18 protein-coding genes are annotated in these 16,125 nt (G+C 59.2%); 10 read left to right on the top strand and 8 right to left on the bottom strand.

Features of this window, described 5'->3' with window-relative positions; all coding sequences use genetic code 11:
* Nucleotides 1-20: 20 nt before the first annotated feature.
* The 6 genes from MLD04_RS04775 to MLD04_RS04750 form a co-directional block, all read right to left on the bottom strand.
* Complete coding sequence (locus tag MLD04_RS04775; RefSeq protein ID WP_248155227.1) at nt 21-209, bottom strand: Trm112 family protein; 189 nt, start codon at nt 207-209, stop codon at nt 21-23.
* On the bottom strand, nt 202-1,260 hold the full coding sequence (lpxK, locus tag MLD04_RS04770; RefSeq protein ID WP_248155226.1) for a tetraacyldisaccharide 4'-kinase: 1,059 nt from the start codon (nt 1,258-1,260) through the stop codon (nt 202-204). Before lpxK ends, MLD04_RS04775 begins: the two co-directional genes overlap by 8 nt.
* Nucleotides 1,257-3,029 (bottom strand): lipid A export permease/ATP-binding protein MsbA, encoded by a 1,773-nt coding sequence (gene msbA, locus MLD04_RS04765; RefSeq protein WP_248155224.1) that lies wholly within the window; start codon nt 3,027-3,029, stop codon nt 1,257-1,259. Before msbA ends, lpxK begins: the two co-directional genes overlap by 4 nt.
* Complete coding sequence (locus tag MLD04_RS04760) at nt 3,022-3,450, bottom strand: ExbD/TolR family protein (RefSeq protein ID WP_248155222.1); 429 nt, start codon at nt 3,448-3,450, stop codon at nt 3,022-3,024. The genes msbA and MLD04_RS04760 overlap by 8 nt, the downstream gene beginning before the upstream one ends.
* A gap of 5 nt (nt 3,451-3,455) precedes the next feature.
* Nucleotides 3,456-4,082, bottom strand: coding sequence for a MotA/TolQ/ExbB proton channel family protein (locus tag MLD04_RS04755; protein ID WP_008938606.1), 627 nt, complete (start codon nt 4,080-4,082; stop codon nt 3,456-3,458).
* A 72-nt stretch (nt 4,083-4,154) separates the two neighbouring features.
* The gene (locus MLD04_RS04750) at nt 4,155-6,458 is read right to left on the bottom strand and encodes a DNA internalization-related competence protein ComEC/Rec2 (RefSeq protein WP_282451725.1); all 2,304 of its coding nucleotides are present in this window, start codon (nt 6,456-6,458) and stop codon (nt 4,155-4,157) included.
* Between the two features lie 211 nt (nt 6,459-6,669).
* On the opposite strand from MLD04_RS04750, the gene MLD04_RS04745 reads away from it, so the two are divergent.
* Entirely contained in the window at nt 6,670-7,215 is a 546-nt protein-coding gene (locus tag MLD04_RS04745) for a DUF2062 domain-containing protein (protein WP_248155218.1), read from the top strand.
* On the opposite strand, the gene MLD04_RS04740 is transcribed toward MLD04_RS04745, so the two are convergent.
* On the bottom strand, nt 7,203-7,913 hold the full coding sequence (locus tag MLD04_RS04740; protein WP_248155216.1) for an ABC transporter ATP-binding protein: 711 nt from the start codon (nt 7,911-7,913) through the stop codon (nt 7,203-7,205). The two genes, MLD04_RS04745 and MLD04_RS04740, sit on opposite strands and share 13 nt — an antisense overlap.
* Nucleotides 7,906-9,147, bottom strand: a complete 1,242-nt coding sequence (locus MLD04_RS04735) for a lipoprotein-releasing ABC transporter permease subunit (protein ID WP_248155214.1) — start codon at nt 9,145-9,147, stop codon at nt 7,906-7,908. Before MLD04_RS04735 ends, MLD04_RS04740 begins: the two co-directional genes overlap by 8 nt.
* Before the next feature lie 121 nt (nt 9,148-9,268).
* Here MLD04_RS04735 and MLD04_RS04730 point away from each other — a divergent pair, with 121 nt between their 5' ends.
* The 9 genes from MLD04_RS04730 to infA all read left to right on the top strand — a co-directional run bounded on the left by MLD04_RS04730 (nt 9,269) and on the right by infA (nt 16,110).
* Nucleotides 9,269-9,856, top strand: coding sequence for a PilZ domain-containing protein (locus MLD04_RS04730; protein ID WP_248155212.1), 588 nt, complete (start codon nt 9,269-9,271; stop codon nt 9,854-9,856).
* Between the two features lie 107 nt (nt 9,857-9,963).
* Nucleotides 9,964-10,266, top strand: coding sequence for a hypothetical protein (locus tag MLD04_RS04725; RefSeq protein ID WP_248155210.1), 303 nt, complete (start codon nt 9,964-9,966; stop codon nt 10,264-10,266).
* A 105-nt stretch (nt 10,267-10,371) separates the two neighbouring features.
* The gene (locus MLD04_RS04720) at nt 10,372-11,424 is read left to right on the top strand and encodes an agmatine deiminase family protein (protein WP_345799604.1); all 1,053 of its coding nucleotides are present in this window, start codon (nt 10,372-10,374) and stop codon (nt 11,422-11,424) included.
* Nucleotides 11,421-12,335, top strand: coding sequence for a carbon-nitrogen hydrolase (locus MLD04_RS04715; protein ID WP_248155208.1), 915 nt, complete (start codon nt 11,421-11,423; stop codon nt 12,333-12,335). The genes MLD04_RS04720 and MLD04_RS04715 overlap by 4 nt, the downstream gene beginning before the upstream one ends.
* 7 nt (nt 12,336-12,342) lie before the next feature.
* Nucleotides 12,343-13,254 carry an AAA family ATPase gene (locus MLD04_RS04710; protein ID WP_248155206.1) on the top strand — a complete coding sequence of 304 codons (912 nt, stop codon included), beginning with the start codon at nt 12,343-12,345 and terminating at the stop codon, nt 13,252-13,254.
* Between the two features lie 151 nt (nt 13,255-13,405).
* Nucleotides 13,406-14,359 (top strand): thioredoxin-disulfide reductase, encoded by a 954-nt coding sequence (gene trxB, locus MLD04_RS04705; RefSeq protein ID WP_248155204.1) that lies wholly within the window; start codon nt 13,406-13,408, stop codon nt 14,357-14,359.
* A gap of 23 nt (nt 14,360-14,382) precedes the next feature.
* The gene (aat, locus tag MLD04_RS04700) at nt 14,383-15,096 is read left to right on the top strand and encodes a leucyl/phenylalanyl-tRNA--protein transferase (RefSeq protein WP_248155202.1); all 714 of its coding nucleotides are present in this window, start codon (nt 14,383-14,385) and stop codon (nt 15,094-15,096) included.
* Nucleotides 15,097-15,810, top strand: coding sequence for an arginyltransferase (locus tag MLD04_RS04695; RefSeq protein ID WP_248155200.1), 714 nt, complete (start codon nt 15,097-15,099; stop codon nt 15,808-15,810).
* 81 nt (nt 15,811-15,891) lie between these two features.
* Nucleotides 15,892-16,110 carry a translation initiation factor IF-1 gene (gene infA, locus MLD04_RS04690; protein ID WP_008938619.1) on the top strand — a complete coding sequence of 73 codons (219 nt, stop codon included), beginning with the start codon at nt 15,892-15,894 and terminating at the stop codon, nt 16,108-16,110.
* The last annotated feature ends 15 nt before the right edge of the window (nt 16,111-16,125 follow it).

Genomic DNA, 16,125 nt, shown 5'->3' with positions numbered 1-16,125 from the left:
CTTCGCTTCCCTACTCTGTATCAGTGCTTGTCGAGGCGCTCATCGGACGTCAGCGTCCTCGCCTCGTTGGCCAACATCACTGGAATGCTTTCACGAATCGGGAACGCCATTCCGTCCTGATAACAGGTCAGCTCGGTCTTTTCCCGGTTCAGTTTGAGGTCGCCCTTGCAGACGGGGCACGCCAGCAGGGCTATCAGCTTTTTATCCATGATCCACTCTCATAGGGTTCGAATCCATCAGTTGTTCGGCACACTCCCGAAGTCGCTCGAGGAAGCTCTGGAGAAACGCCTCCGGCAGATCGGCTTCCACCAACAAATACCATGCCTGTTCAGACGCAAATTGCCGACATTTTACGGCGTCTTTCGCCGTCATCACCAGCCACTCATCCGGACCGGCCGAAAGGTCCCCGGGCTTGAAGTCGTGATGATCCGGAAACGGTGCCTCGCGGACGGCTGCACCGAGTGCCCGGAGTGTTTCAAAAAAACGATGCGGATTGCCGATGCCGGCAACAGCCCGAACCTCCTTTCCGCTTAGAGCGCCCGGAGACAACTCGTCAGAAGTCGCGAGGTTGATCAGGGCAGATGGCACAAGACGCATCGCAAACAGTTCCGGGTGTTCGACCCCCGCAAAATTCTCCAGCCGCTCCTCACCATCCGTCACCGCGGCGCCGTTGACCAGGACAAAATCGACACCGGACAGTCGGGAGACCGGTTCACGCAACGGACCGACCGGTATCAACGCGCCATTGCCAATGCCCCTTGCACCGTCAAAAACGGCCAGCTCGATATCCCTTGGCAGCGCGTAGTGCTGCAATCCATCGTCACAGATCAGGACATCGCCAAGGGACCGGGACAATGCAAATTCGGCGCCCCGCAGCCTTTGCGGATCCACCACGACGGGAACACCGGTGGCCTGTGCCAGCATCACCGGCTCGTCTCCGGCCAGCGAGGGATCGGTATCGGCATCCACAGCCAGGGGGTAATGATCGGATTTGCCACCATAACCCCGGCTCAGAATAACCGGTTGCCAGCCGGCGACACGCATCTCACGCACCAGTCGCGCCGTAAGCGGCGATTTGCCGGTTCCGCCGACGGTGATGTTGCCAACCACCACAACCGGAACGGGAAGAGAGGCATTGCGTCGATCCCAGGCCTTGCGCCGACGCGATTCGGCAACGGCCCTGTACAGCCATGCCAGCGGTGCCAGCCACCGAAGAGGACGGCCCTCACCGTACCAGAGCCGGTCCACCAGAGAACTCATGCCTGCTCGCTGAACTGCATCTGATGCAACTGGGCGTAGGCACCACCCTGGGCCAACAGATCCTCGTGGCGGCCGGACTCGACGATCCGACCCTGATCCATCACCAGTATCCGGTCGGCCTTTTCGATCGTTGACAGCCTGTGGGCGATCACCAGGGTGGTACGGCCCTGCATCACGGTTTCCAATGCTTCCTGGATATGACGTTCAGACTCGGTATCCAGCGCAGAGGTCGCCTCGTCGAGGATCAGGATCGGCGCGTCCTTGAGCAGGGCCCGGGCAATTGCCAGCCGCTGTCGCTGACCGCCGGACAACATCACACCGTTGTCACCGATCATGGTGTCCAGCCCCTGGGGCATACGGTCGATGAATTCCAGCGCATGAGCCTGATCGGCGGCGGCACGGATCTCTTCCCGACTGCAGTCCCGGAGCACACCATAGGCAATGTTGGCAGCGATGGTATCGTTGAACAGCACGACGCTCTGGGTCACCAGCGCAATCTGGGCCCTCAGCGATTTCAGGGAATACTCACGGAGCGAATGCCCGTCGATCCGGATGTCACCGCCGGTATGGTCATAAAAGCGCGGCAGAAGACTGACCAGGGTGGACTTGCCACTACCCGAACGACCGACCAGCGCCACGCTCTGGCCCGCCGGTATGGAAATCGAGATGCCATCCAGCACGTTATCGAGCTGATCCCGGTACCGGAACGACACGTCATCGAAGTCAATATCACCCGAGACCCGTTCCGGCGCATAGGTGCCCGGGTCCTCTTCCGGCTTCTCATCAATGGTTTCAAAAACGTCGTATGCCGCAGCCACACCTTTCTGGATCTTGGCGTGTATGTTGGTTACCTGTCGGATCGGTTTGGCCATGGTGGTCGCAGCCGTCAGGAAAGCAACCAGCTGCCCCGTTGTCATCTCACCACGGATCTCCGGAGCCAACATCATCCAGACAAGACCCGCGATCGCAATCGCCACGAGCACCTGGATCACCGGCACACTGGTGGCCTGGGTAGCCGCCATTTTCAGGCTCTGGGTCAGGTTCCGGTCGTTCACCTCGCGGAACCGCTCCCGCTCGTAGGGTTCGCCGCCGAAGGTCCGGACCACCCGGTAGCCACTGATGGATTCGGACGCGACGTGGGTGATGTCACCCATGGATCCCTGAATGCGACGACTGATGCGACGGAAGCGCTTGCTGGCGTAACTGACCACCGCACCAATAATCGGGCCGACGGTGAGGAACAGCAGGGTCAGCTTCCAGTTGGTGTACAGCATGAAGCCAAGCAGCCCCAGAACCGTCAGGCCTTCCCTCAGGGCTGTGGTCACCGCATTGGTGGTGGCCTCGGCAACCTGCTCCACGTTGAAGGTCAGCTTCGACACCAGCCGCCCCGAGGCGTTGTCATCAAAATACCGGGAAGGCAGGGCCATGAGCCGGTTGAACAGATCAGCCCGCAAGGCGTTGATGACGTGACGACCCACGTAATTGATGAAATAGGTGCTCATATAGGTGCCGAGTCCCCGGGCACCGAACACACCCACAATCAGCAAGGTGAGCTGCAGCCGGTTCTGGTCGGTGGGATTCTCGACAGCCGCAATAACATACTCCATCGCCGCAGCCATGCCCGTGGACGCACCGGCATAGATCATGTTGCCAATAACGGCGAGAAGGAATGCGAGCCAGAAGGGCCTCGCATAGGACAGCAGACGTTTATAGGTTTCCCAGCTGCCCCGGTCCCTGGGAACCGGCGCAGATGTTTCCAGATCACTCACCCGAATCCGCCTCCCGCTCCGTGGTGATGCTCAACTTGGCAAAACCAAGGCGGCCAGCAACATCCATCGCACGGACCACGAATTCGTGGGGGGTACGCGCATCCGCAGTGATGATGAATGGCAGGGTATGGTCGCCTTTGGCCAGCTCACGAACGCCCCGCTCAAGGGTTTCGCGGCGATTGTTGACGAGGACCCGGTCATTAAGGGTGTATTGGCCCTGGGCGTTGATTACCACATCAATCTGTTGGGTTTCGGAAGGTTTCGCCGGTTCGCCACTTGCCTCGGGCAGCTCCACCTCAAGGTGGCTTTCCCGGGTGAACGTCGTCGAAACCATAAAGAAAATCAGCAGCAGGAAAACCACATCAATCAGTGGCGTCAGGTCGACCCCGACCTCCTGACTTCTCTGGCGCTTGAACTTCACGGTGTTCAGGCTCCTTCCACGTCGATTTCGCGGTCTCCGTGGACAACCTCGACGAGCTTGACCGCTTCCTGCTCCATATTGACCACCAGCTCATCCACCCGACGGATGAAGTAGCGATGACATATAAGGGCCGGAATCGCCACACTCAGGCCCGCAGCCGTGGTAATCAGCGCCTCGGAGATACCGCCGGCCAGATTTCCCGCGTTGCCGACACCCGCCAGCTGAATCTCGGCGAACACCTTGATCATACCGATAACGGTGCCCAGAAGACCGAGCAGCGGCGAAATCGTTGCGACCGTTCCGAGGGGGTTCAGGAAACGCTCGAGGTCGTGGATGACCTGACTGGCCTCGTGTTCGATGCTTTCCTTCATGATATCGCGGCCGTGCTTGGCATTCAGCAGTCCGCCAGCCAGGATGCGCCCCAGCGGTGAAGAAGCCTGGAGAGCCTTGAGCTTCCGGCCATTGAGATCCTTTTTCTTGATCCAGCGCCAGAGCTCATTGATCGTCTGGGGCGGAGCAACCCGAGACGCCCGCAGGGTCCAGAAACGTTCCAGAATGATGGCGAGGGCCAGTACGGAACAGGCAACAATGGGCACCATCATAATGCCGCCAGCTTTCAACAACTCGAACACGCTTGGTCTCCCTGATTAGTTACAAGCCGCGCTACTTTAGCATAGCTGCCGTTTCAGGCCACACCCGTTATGTCACGGTATTTTACATTGGTCACGGGCGAGACCCGCACCACCGATCCAGAAGGGTGACTCATCGACGGCCTCGCGGATAAACAGCCCCCGGGGACCGGCGGTCATCGTGATGGCGCCCGAGCAGGCCGTGTTCAGTGCATCGGCGCCGACCTCCCGATACCGCTGCACCACCGAGGGATGGGGATGGCCAAAATGATGGTGATAACCGGCGCTGTAGATCACGTAATCGGGAGCCAAAGTCCGGACCCACCGGGCCGACGAGGAGCTCTTGCTGCCGTGATGCGGTGCCAGCACGATCCGAACCAACGGATCCGAAGCCCGCTTTTCGGCCCTGGCCTCAAGGAACCGAGCCTCTGCCGAAGTGGTGATGTCCCCGGGCAGAATCCATTCAACATCCGATTCCGGGTCCCGAATCGTCAAAACGCAGGAGGCGTCGTTGCCGGAGCGGGCGGCCGGATCCCGCCAGAATGAGAGTTCCATGCCGGAAAAACTGACCCGGCGGGAGACGCAATCGTCGATGATCGGCACCTCCATACCAGCCAGCTCCCGCGCAATGGGGGCCGGCTCTCCGGTAACAAGGTGATCCACCGGCAAGCGACGAAAGAGTGCCTTCAGTCCACCGGAATGATCCCGATCACTGTGACTGACCACCAGGGTGTCGATTCGATCGACTCCGAGCGCCTTCAGGTTTGGCAGAATGGTCGATTCCACCGCCGAGAACACCCCGGGGACCGCTGGCCCGGTATCGTAAAGCAAAGCCCGGTTTCCCCGGGTGAGCAAAACCGACAGCCCCTGCCCCACATCAAACACCTCAACCCGGGCGCTTGCCGGTGTTGCACTGGCGGCCGTGGATCGAGCGTCAGCCCCTGCAAGCAACCAGAGCGTCACGGCCAGGATGGCCACAGGCCGACTCCAGGGTAACGAAAGACGAATCGCAACCAGTCCGAGCACGGCAACGAACACGAGCGTCTCAGTGCCTGCAGAAGCGGATGGCCAAGGCTGCTTTGAAAGCCAGGCCAGTACCCACCAGAGCACATCCAGAACGCCATTCATCAAGGGCAGCGCCAGGAAGGACAGATCCGGAAGGGCGGCGACGACAAGCCCACCCAGAACGATGACGGGCATCACGACGAAGGAAACCCAGGGAATGGCAAAGACGTTGGCCAACAGGCCGGCCATTGGCTGACTCTGACCAAACTGAGCCAAAACCGGTGCCAACCCGACGAACACGCCAGCCTGCGCGAGAAGGAGGCCCGGAAGCCAGCCGGGCCGTCCCAACCGATTCGAGAAAACCAGCACCAGAATGCCGACGGCCGAGAAGGACAGCCAGAAACCCTGGTCGAGTGGTGCAAACGGATCGAGCAGGAGTATCAGCACAAGCGCGATAACCAGCGTCCGCCACGGCGACTCATAGCGTCCACTCATGGTCGTCATCATCGCCAAAACAGCCATCACCAGGGCTCGGCGGGTCGGAACGGTAAATCCGGAAGCCAATGCATACGCCAGACAACACAGGCCGACCACCAGCAACACACAGCGACGGGCTCCGGATGCCGAAAGCCGACCCGCGGGGACCGACAACAGCAACTGACGAACCGCCATCCCGACCGCGAACGCAATCAGGCCCAGATGCAAGCCGGAGATCGCAACCAGATGGACCGTGCCGGTCGCCTTCAGCACGTCCCACTGCGTATCGGTGACCGGCCCCCGGTTGCCAATCATCAGCGACGCGATCAACGGATAATGTCTCGCCCCGCCGAACTGGCTCTTCACCCATCGAGCCAGCGACTGATGCCATCGGGTGTACCGGCAGTGCAGTCCACACACCAGCGAAGACGCCGGCGACGCGGACTGCACCGTACCGGTGGCCCGGAAGCCCTGCCGGAACAGCCAGTCTTCATAGCGAAATCCAGCGGGGTTCAGGGTGCCGTGGGGGCGTTTCAGCGTCACCGTGAGCGTCAGCCGATGCGCCTCGAGAATGGAGGAATCGCCGTGGTACCAGGCCAGGCGGAGCTTGTCGGGAAGGTTGAGGCGGGCCCGTCCTGGCCACCCGGTGACACAAAAGCTGAACCGGAGGCTTTGAAAGCTCCCCCGGGAGGGCAGATCACAGACGTAACCACTGACCACCACCGGAACACCCTCCAGTCCGGGCGGAAGACTTTGTGACAGCCGCTCGCACGAATGCCAGCTTCCCCATGCCAGACCGCCAACCAGACAGACGACAAGCCATAAAACATGGTGAAGCCACCGCGAGGAGAGAATGCGGACACTGCAAAATGCTGTCATAAAGATGATCAGCAACATCCACGATGCTGGCAAGATCGACAAGCGATACAGTAAGATATCGCCGCACGCGAATGCGAATGCGCCGGGGCCACCGACAAAGAATCCGGGCGCCGGGAAATTCGGTCCCGTGCCCCTGACGTGTTCGGACAATCCGTGTCCTCCATTTTTCATTCATCTTCGACGACATCCTTGTCGCCGGGGTTACCACAATCAACAGGCAGAACTTCCGATGCCAAAGAAGTTCATGAAACGCTATCTGCCAACGCCGGAGAAAGTGCAGTCGATGCAATCACTGCACTTTCTGGGCGATATACTTCATGAACCTAACCTCTGGCATATCAACCGACACAGCGTTGCACGGGCTTTCCTGGTCGGCGTCTGGTTCTGCTTTATTCCGATGCCCTTCCAGATGGTTGCCGCCGCAATATTCGCGATCTGGTTTAACGCCAACCTGCCTCTGTCGGTGGTGCTGGTCTGGATCAGCAATCCGCTGACCATGCCACCGCTGTTCTATTTCAATTACAAGGTCGGTGCGTGGGTGCTCAGTCGTCCGGTGTTAACCTTTGATTTTCACCTGTCCTGGGCCTGGATCAGCGAACGCATCGTGGACATCGGGATTCCGCTCTATCTTGGCTCAATCATCTGCGCCACGGTGTTCGCCTGTGTGTCCTACCTGGTCATCCAGTTCCTGTGGCGCCGGAAAATCCGCTCCGACTGGCGATCCAGACGAAGCACCCGAATCCAGGGCAAACGCAGCAGCGATCAGCTCTCCTGAACCAGGCGTCCCTGCTCCAGCCGCAGGACACGCCCGAGGCTCCGGGCCATACGCATGTCGTGGGTCACCATCACGAAGGCAATACCAAACTGATCCCGGAGCGACTCGATCAGGGCCTGAACGCCCTCCCCGGTCTGCTCATCCAGGTTACCGGTGGGCTCGTCCATCAGCACACAGGCCGGTTCGTTGACCAGCGCCCGGGCAATCGCCACCCGCTGACGCTCCCCTCCGGACAATTCTCCGGGCTTGTGGGTGAGCCTGGCGCCAAGCCCCACCTTTTCCAGAATCGCCGTCGCTTTCTCCCTGGCAAGCTTTACCGGGACGCCACCCAGTGCACAGGGCATCATCACGTTCTCGAGTGCCGTAAACTCTGGCAGGAGGTGATGGAACTGATACACGAACCCGAGATGGCGATTTCGGAAGCGGGCACGGCCGCCTTCGGAAAGGGACTGAATATTTTCGCCACAGATGTGAATGGTTCCCGAGGAGGGCTTGTCCAGGCCTCCCAGCAGGTTCAATAACGTCGTCTTGCCAGCACCACTGCTGCCCACAATGGCGACGGTCTCCCCCTTGGCCACCGTCAGCGAGATCCCCGAAAAAATCGTCAGCTTCCCGGGGCCTTCGTTGTAGGTCCTTGTGACCTCACGGCAATCAATGACTGGCATATCGTCGTTCATGGATGCGCTCGCCTCATTCATACCTCAGAGCCTCCGCCGGATCGATACGGGAAGCGCGCCAGGCTGGATAGATGGTCGCCAGCAGGCTCATGGCCAGACCGGCACCACTGATGATCAACACGTCTTCCCATTGCAGCTGCGACGGGAGATAGCTGATGAAATAGACATCCGCACTGAGGAAGTGGTGCCCGGTGACCGATTCCAGCCAGGCAATGGCATCACTGACGTTGAGCGCACCGAGGATCCCCAGCGCTGTGCCGATAAGCGTGCCGACGACGCCAATCACCGCGCCCTGAACAATGAAGATCCGCAGAATCCTGCCGGGCGTCGCGCCCATGGTCCGGAGAATCGCAATGTCTGCCGTCTTGTCAGTCACCACCATCACCAGGGTGGAGACAATATTGAATGCCGCCACCGCGACAATGAACATCAGGAGCAGGCCAATCATGGTCTTCTCCATGCGGATGGCCTGGAACAGATTGCCGTGGGTACGCGTCCAGTCGGAGATGTAATAGCGTCCATCAAGCATTCTGGCCGCTTCCCGCGCTACCTTCGGGGCGGCAAAGAGATCGTCCACCAGTAAACGAATGCCCTGGGCCTTGCCACCCGTCCGCATCAGTTTGGCGGCATCATCCATGTGAACGAGCGTGTAATTGCCATCCAGCTCGGCACCGACGCTGAAGATGCCCTTAACCGTAAACCGTTTGAGCCGGGGCAGCACACCGGCAGGCGTCAGGGAGGCTTCGGGAAGCACAACCGTGACCCGGTCCCCTACCTTCAGGCCCAGACTGGATGCAGCGATACGGCCGATGATGATACCGAACTCTCCGGACTTCAGGTCATCAATGGACCCCTCGACCATGTGATCCTCGATGATCGAGACTTTCTTTTCCTGCTCCGGAAGAATGCCGTTGAGCATGATTCCGCGCACATCGCCCCCACTGGTCAGCATGCCCTGGGCGTGGATGAAGGGAGCTGCCTCCAGCACTCTGGGATGTTGCTTTACAATTTTTTCCACAGCCCGCCAGTCGTCCAGTGGACCGTCGCCCTGAATCACCGCATGAGGCACCATGCCCAGGATGCGTTGCTTGAGTTCCCGATCAAAGCCATTCATGACGGACAGCACGATGATCAGAACCGCGACGCCGAGCATCAGCCCGATCATCGAGGTCAGCGATATGAAGGAAATAAAGTGATTCCGGCGCTTGGCCGCGGTATACCGCAAGCCTATATAGAACGATAAAGGTCTGAACATGGAGGAACGCCTGTCGCTACCATCAGCTCTTGGGGGTGTGTTGATCCCGCACCGGTGCCCGCCGGGCAGGAAACTGCTAAACTCTTATTTACCAATAATAATTCTGATATCCGGAGCCGAGATGGAGACACACGACACCGCCGGAGAATCCCGTAATGGAACGCCCGAGCGCCGGGATTTCTTCCGTATTGAAGACCGGATCGGCCTGGAATTCCGCAAGCTTGCTCCCGATGCGGCCATCGACGAACAGATGTTCGATACTGACCACCTGGCCATGCTGAAAACGGAACTCCGACGGCACGACCAGGATTTCAGGAATCAACTGGCCATTCTGGCAGAACGGGACCGGACGCTGACCGCCGCACTCAAGTCTCTCAATGGCAAGCTCGACACGCTGGCGCGCATTATGGCCTTTGAGCAAAATCCCTTGCAACCGGAAGACTGGCAGGAAGTGACACTCAGCGAGGGGGGGCTATCATTTACCAGCACCAGCGGCGCACTGAAAAAAGGAGACCGCCTTGCGGTTCGCATGACACTCCCCCCCGACCTGGCGCAGGCTGAGGCCGTAGCCGAAATCCTCGAGATTCACCCCGAATCTGCCGACAGGACAAGGGTTCACACGGAATTCGTCCAACTCACTGATGGTGACCGGCAGCAAATCGCCCGTCATGTGATGCGTTGGCAAATTCGACAGCGACAAAAAGGATAAACTGGGGAAAATCGGGTGACTTTTGTTAGCCTTTTTCGGATATTACGTTTTATCCATATCGATACGCGGTACCCTGAGCGGACCCAAGCATGACTGGAGATCCATCAATGAAGAAAAACAGAACCCTGTTCGGTGTAATGGCCGTGATGGCCACCCTGTCGTTTGCACCGGCCAGCGGTGCCCTGGCCGAGGAGATCAAGATTCCGGTTGGCAGCCAGGCTGCCCGGGACCAGGGACAATTTCCGGCTTCCGGCCTTACCCAGGCGTCTGTTCGCACCAAGTGGGGCAACCCCACCGAGGTTCGCGGACCGGTCGGAGAGCCTCCCATCACCCAGTGGATCTACCCCGACTTCATCGTCTATTTCGAGGGTAATCGCGTGATCCATACGGTGCTCAAACCCGAACACTAGAAGAAGCGGCCGGTCCGGACCGGCGTATTTTCACCTACCTCCTCCTGACGTTGGCCGGGAGCTTGGGTAGAATGGCGGCTTTTGCGAGTGAAGGTGTTTCAGAGAGTGACTTCCAGACGCGTCCTGCCCGCCGAGTGGGCCCCACAAAGCGCTGTTATGCTGACCTGGCCGCACCCGGGTACGGACTGGGCATCGCACCTTGAGGCGGTAGAGCCGGTCTTCGAAGCCATCGCCCGGGCAGTGCTGCACTTCGAACACCTGGTGATCAGTTGCGAACATGTGTTCCGGCTTCAGGAGCTTCAGAAAAGCCTCAACCGCTATGCTGAGGAGTCCGGCCTTCCCGGCCGGGTGCTTGCAGTGCCGGCTCCCGCCGACGACACCTGGGCGCGGGATCATGGGCCGATCACCGTTGAAACCGACGATGGACCGACGCTTCTGGATTTCCGATTCAACGCCTGGGGCGGCAAGTTTCCGTGGGAAAAAGACAACGCCCTGAACCGGCACCTGTCGAACGCAGGCGTCTTCGGATCAACGCCGCTCAGCGAGGTCGACTTCGTTCTCGAAGGCGGTTCCATTGAATCCGATGGACAGGGTACGCTGCTCACCACCAGCGAATGCCTCCTGACACCCAGCCGGAACCCGACCCATGGCCGCGCTGATATCGAGCAGCTATTGTCCGAATTGCTGGGAGTCGAACGCATCCTGTGGCTAAACCACGGTTACCTGGCGGGCGACGACACCGACAGTCACATCGACACCCTGGCCCGTTTCTGCGCAACGGATCATATCTGCTACGTCGCCTGCCCTGACGTCGCCGACGAACACTACAGTGCACTGGCGGCCATGGAGGAAGAATTGCAGGAGTTTCGTCAGGCGAACGGCGAGCCCTACAAGCTTACGGCCCTGCCATGGCCCGATGCGATCTATTCTGACGAGGGTGAGCGTCTGCCCGCCACCTACGCCAATTTCCTGATTATCAATGGGGCCGTTCTCGCGCCCGTCTACGGCATTCCACAGGATGAGACCGCCATCAGTGTGCTTCAGGAACTGTTCCCGAATCGGGATATTGTGCCGATCAATTGCCGTCCTCTGATCGAACAGCACGGCAGCCTGCACTGCGTCACCATGCAGATTCCGGCAGGAGTGGTGAACCCATGAGCAACGACAGCATTCTCTCCGTGGCCGCCATCCAGCAAGCCTGCAACGCCGACAAAGCCGAAAGCCTGGCCACTACCGAACGGCTGGTCCGTTCAGCGGCTGCCGATGGCGCGGACCTGATCATCTTGCAGGAGCTACATGCCACATTGTATTTCTGCCAGACAGAAGACACCTCCGTCTTCGAACTGGCAGAGCCGATCCCCGGCCCTACCAGTGACCGGCTGTCCGCGTTGGCGAAGGAGCTGGGCATTGTTCTGGTGGGCTCTATCTTTGAACGCCGCATGAACGGCGTTTACCACAATACTGCGGTGGTCTTCGAGAAGGACGGCTCGATTGCCGGCACCTACCGGAAAATGCACATCCCGGACGATCCCGGCTTTTACGAGAAATTCTACTTCACACCCGGCGATGCCGTTTTCAATGACGGGCGGAGTGGTTTCACTCCAATCCAGACATCGGTCGGCCGCCTTGGGGTTCTGGTCTGTTGGGACCAGTGGTATCCGGAGGCCGCCCGCCTGATGGCGCTGGCTGGCGCGGAGATACTGATCTATCCCACCGCCATCGGCTGGGACGTTACTGACGATCCGGATGAACAGGCACGCCAGCTGGAAGCCTGGATTACCGTGCAGCGCGGTCACGCCGTCGCCAACAACCTGCCGGTGGTCGCACCCAACCGGGTTGGTGTCGAGCCCGATCCCTCAGGACAGACCGATGGCATCCGGTTCTGGGGAAACAGTTTCATCTGCGGTCCCCAGGGCGAATTCCTGGCACGGGCCGATGACGCTGCGGAAAAGATCCTGATGGTCCACCTTGACCGTTCGCGCACAGAGTCGGTTCGCCGAATCTGGCCCTATCTCCGGGACCGCCGCATCGACGCCTACGGGGATATCGTCAAGCGGGTCAGGGACTGAAATCGGGATGAAAGCATTGGTAGATCAGGTCGTCCGGGAGCTAAATGGCATCCTGCTTGGCAAGGAACGCCAGGTCCGCCTGGCACTTTGCGGGTTGTTCGCCCGCGGCCACCTGCTGATCGAAGACATTCCCGGCATGGGCAAAACCACGCTCTCCCATGCCCTGGCCCGGATCATGGGGCTGACTTATCAACGGATCCAGTTCACCAACGACCTGCTCCCCGCCGATGTACTCGGGTACTCGATGTATGACAAACAGGCCGGCAGGCTGGTGTTTCATCCCGGACCCATTTTTGCGCAGGTAGTCCTGGCCGATGAGATCAACCGGGCGTCGCCACGCACACAGAGTGCGTTGCTTGAAGCCATGGAGGAACGGCAGGTCTCCATCGAGGGCGAAACCCGCCCTCTTCCGGAACCGTTTTTCGTGATCGCCACCCAGAACCCTATCGAGCAGGGCGGCACCTTCCCGTTGCCGGAGTCCCAGCTCGACCGGTTCCTGATGCGGCTCAGACTCGGCTACCCGGATCCACGAGCCGAACGTGAGCTGCTCGAGGGAGAAGACCGACGGGCACTGACCGACCGCCTGGACCCGATACTGTCCGGCGAAAAACTGCAAACGCTGCAACAGGGGGTCAACCGTGTCACCGCAAGCCCGGCCCTGCTGGACTATGTACAACGCCTGCTTGAGCAAAGCCGGAACATGCCGGGACTGCTCTACGGCCTGTCCCCGAGGGCGGGACTGGGACTGCTGAGGGCAGCGAAGGCCTGGGCTCTGATGGAAGGCCGGCACCACGTGCTGCCGGACGACATTCAGACGGTTTTCCCCGCTATTGCGGAGCACCGCCTCGAACAGGGCGAATCCGGAAAAAGCGAGGAGCGTATCAGGCAGCTGCTGGCGAACGTGTCGGTACTTGATTAAAAGCCTCTGAGGACATAGCAAGGTTCTATAACCGGCATTGTCCGAAATGAATGGTCGCCGGGTTAATTCATGTTAGCCTTTTGCCATTCTGAAAAAGGACCTCTTGCCATCTCCGGCAAACCCAATTTTCAAACATCAGTGAGAGACACTCATGAGCGATAGCAAACACTCCAGACTGATCATTCTCGGTTCTGGTCCGGCGGGCTACACCGCCGCTGTCTATGCCGCGCGGGCTAACCTCAACCCAACGCTGATCACCGGCATTGAGGTAGGCGGGCAACTGACCACCACCACCGATGTTGATAACTGGCCTGGCGACAATGATGGCGTCCAGGGCCCGGAATTGATGCAGCGGATGCAGAAGCATGCCGAGCGTTTCGAAACCAGCATCGTGTACGACACCATCAATGAGGTTGATGTACGGAATCGCCCATTCCGCCTGAAAGGTGACAGTGGCGAATACACCTGCGACGCGCTGATCATCGCAACGGGTGCCTCCGCCATGTACCTCGGGCTGGAATCCGAGGAGAAGTTCAAGGGCCAGGGCGTTTCCGCCTGCGCCACCTGTGACGGTTTTTTCTACCGCAAACAGAAGGTAGCGGTCATTGGCGGCGGTAACACGGCGGTCGAGGAGGCGCTGTACCTCTCGAACATTGCTGATGAAGTGACACTCGTGCATCGCCGCGACAGCCTGCGGGCGGAAAAAATCCTCCAGGACAAGCTGTTCGAGAAAGCCGAGAATGGCAACGTCAACATCGTCTGGGACCACACGCTTGACGAAGTGCTCGGCGATGGCACCGGCGTTACCGGGATGCGCATCAAGAGTACCAAGGACGGCAGTACCCGCGATGTGGAACTGGCGGGCGTGTTCATTGCCATCGGCCACAAGCCGAATACCTCGCTGTTTGAAGGCCAGCTCGACATGGACAACGGGTACATCCGGATTCGCTCCGGTCTGGACGGGATGGCAACACAAACCAGTGTTCCGGGCGTTTTCGCTGCCGGCGATGTAGCTGATCACGTCTACCGTCAGGCCGTCACCTCCGCCGGCTTCGGTTGCATGGCAGCGCTGGATGCGGAAAAGTTCCTGGATCAACCGGTCTGACAGCCGGCAGTCACTGGATAAGGATGACCTCCCTACCCTGGCTCGATCCCGACTATGTGTGGTTCCCGCCCGCCGAGGATGCCCTTGACGATCCGGACGGACTCCTGGCACTCGGCGGTGACCTGTCTCCGGAACGACTGATTCTCGCTTACCGAAGCGGCATTTTCCCGTGGTACAGCGATGATCAACCCATACTCTGGTGGTCACCGGATCCGAGGTGCGTGTTGTTCCCCGATGAAATTCATGTATCGAGGAGTCTTCGACGAACCCTTAACCAGCATCGGTTCCATGTCACAGCCGACCGCGCCTTCAACCGCATCATCCGGTTGTGCGGCACGACCCGGGCCGAGGGCACCTGGATCACCGACGATATGGTGACGGCCTATACCGAGCTCCATCGACAGGGAATCGCACACTCCATCGAAATCTGGAACCGGAAAGGTGAGCTGGCGGGCGGCATGTACGGTGTTGCCATTGGCCGCTGCTTTTTCGGTGAGTCCATGTTCTCGCTGGAAACCAACGCTTCCAAAGTCCTGATGGTGTACCTGGCAAACCAGCTTCGCCTCTGGGGCTATCAACTGATGGACTGTCAGGTCGAAAGCCCCCATCTTCTGACGATGGGCGCGAGGAGCATTCCAAGACGTGAGTTTTTATCTATACTCAGGTCATGTGTTGATCAGGAGCCCGAAATGCCGGGATGGCAATTCAGCTGGGAATGGAGCGGGCCGGAGGTCTGAATGAGCAATCTCAGAACGCTGGTGTTTTTTGCCACTCCACCCCATGATTGCAGCTACCTGCCCGATCGGGAGGCCACCACCATGTTTGTGGACCCGCGGGCAAACGTTGACAAGAAGCTGTACAGCCAATTGACAGCGCTGGGATTCCGTCGGAGCGGGTCCCATTATTACCGGCCTCATTGTGAACATTGCAATGCCTGCATACCGGTTCGCCTCAAGGTCAATGACTTTGAACCGGATCGGGGACAGCGGCGGGTGCTTCGCAAGAACGCCGACATCGAATGCAGAGTGGTCCCGGCCAGCTACAGCGACGCCTATTACGCACTTTACGCTCATTACATCGAGGAGCGTCACAGTGATGGCGATATGTATCCGCCTTCCCGGGAGCAATTTGTGTCGTTTCTTGTGGAAGGGGCAACCGACTCTTGGTTTATCGAGATGCGACTGGAGGGCCAGCTGATCGGACTGGCGGCGATGGACGCACTCGACGATGGCCTGTCGGCCATCTATACCATTTTTGCTCCCGAACTCGAACACAGAAGTCTTGGAACCTTTGCGATCCTGTGGCAGATCGAGGAGGCGAAACGTCGTGAACTGCCCCACCTGTACCTCGGCTACTGGATCCGGGAATGTCGGAAAATGAACTATAAAACCCGTTTTCAACCGATAGAGTCGCTGATTGATGGGCATTGGCGGGTTATGCAGAACCCCTGACTTTGCCAAATGGCGACAAATCAGGCAGAATTGCGCAATTTAAAATCACCAGAACCATAGTAAACACGAGGTTTCTACTGAATGGCGAAATCAGATGTCATTGAAATGGAAGGCGTCATTGTCGACACGCTTCCCAACACCATGTTCCGCGTTGAGCTGAGCAACGGTCACGTTGTCACCGCTCATATTTCCGGCAAGATGCGCAAAAACTACATCCGCATCCTGACCGGCGACAAGGTCAAGGTTGAGCTCACCCCTTACGACCTGAGCAAAGGCCGGATCGTTTACCGCGCCCGTTGATTTTCGCCAGTGACA

It is taken from the genome of Marinobacter koreensis, assembly GCF_023156285.1.
In the GTDB taxonomy this organism is placed as follows: Bacteria; Pseudomonadota; Gammaproteobacteria; order Pseudomonadales; family Oleiphilaceae; genus Marinobacter; species Marinobacter koreensis.
This window is presented reverse-complemented; position numbering and strand designations above follow the sequence as displayed.